This is a genomic window from Pedobacter petrophilus, assembly GCF_009674725.1.
GTDB classification, from domain to species: domain Bacteria; phylum Bacteroidota; class Bacteroidia; order Sphingobacteriales; family Sphingobacteriaceae; genus Pedobacter; species Pedobacter petrophilus.
Window position 1 is genome coordinate 1 of sequence record NZ_WKKH01000114.1, and the last position, 1,256, is coordinate 1,256.

The 1,256-nt window shown below is 38.2% G+C and carries 1 protein-coding gene; it reads left to right on the forward strand.

The features are described 5' to 3' along the window. The first annotated feature begins 247 nt into the window (after nt 1-247). Complete coding sequence (locus GJU39_RS23270) at nt 248-1,195, forward strand: IS110 family RNA-guided transposase (protein WP_154283376.1); 948 nt, start codon at nt 248-250, stop codon at nt 1,193-1,195. Nucleotides 1,196-1,256 lie beyond the last annotated feature (61 nt).

Consider the following 1,256-nt stretch of genomic DNA (forward strand, 5'->3'; position numbering starts at 1 on the left):
GTCATCGTAAGTTTGTATAAATAGGTTTTGAGAATTGCTGACAGGATATAATTTTGTTCAGCATAAAAGATCCAGCAAAGAGAAGGAATAAGACTTTTACTCGTCATTGGCCAATAAGGTCCTTCAGGATGTTAGTCCCCTTCTCTTTCTTTATCCTAAACTTGAACAGTTCATTAGGCCTGGGAGCCTGTTTTTACGATTGATAAGTTATGATAAAAAGCTGCTGTGATCCTCACTATTTACAAATATGGTAACAGGTATCGATTGTTCAAAGGATTATTTTGACATTGCAGTTTTAAAAGACCACAAAGTGGTTTTTGAGAAAAGATTTAGTAACGACAGTATTGGCTTTGGAGAGGCTCTTGGGCATGTTCTTGGCAGCCATATTGCTATGGAAGCTACAGGCCCTTATTATTTTCAATTGGCGAGATTTTTCCATGAACAGGGGCAAAGTGTCTCAGTAGTCAATCCACTGGTAGTTCGCAGGTTTTCTCAAATGCAGCTTTCCAGAACAAAAACAGATAAAAAAGATGCTGTTCTAATTGCGAAATTTACTGCTCTGACCCGTCCGAAAGAATGGGTAATGCCGTCAAAAGAGATATTGCACATCAGAAACCTGGAAAGCTATCTTGAGGGATTAAAGGCGCGTAGAAGAATGCTATACAATCAACTCCATGCTTTTGAAGCCGCGGCAACCATAGATGCCAAGCTTAATGAGGAGATAACAACGGAACTTGAACAGTACGATAAAAAGATACTGGAAAAAGAAAAGGAAATTGAAAACCTAATAGCCAAAAGCTACGCCAGATTATCACAAAATTTAAGGAGCATCCCAGGTATAGGCCCACGAAGTGCATCATTGCTAATTATTTTAACCGATGGCTTCAAAATGTTTGAAAACCATAAAAGGCTAATATCTTACTTTGGTCTTGCGCCAAGAATATATGAGTCCGGAACCAGCATAAAAGGCAAGAACCATATCTGTAAAATGGGGATGGGACAGGTACGCAAAGTACTGTATATGGCTGCAACATCTGCAATAAGATGCAACAAAGCGTGTAAAGAGCTGTATGAGCGATTGAGGGCAAAGGGCAAGCCACATAAAGTTGCTTTGATAGCAGCTGTAAATAAATTAATTAAGCAGAGCTTCGCAATTGCGAAAACAGGAAGGGAATATCAGTTACAACCTTCCTAAAACAAAATATTATTTGGAAAAATTTTAATTATTATTTGGATTTAAACACAGTTCATCCTGA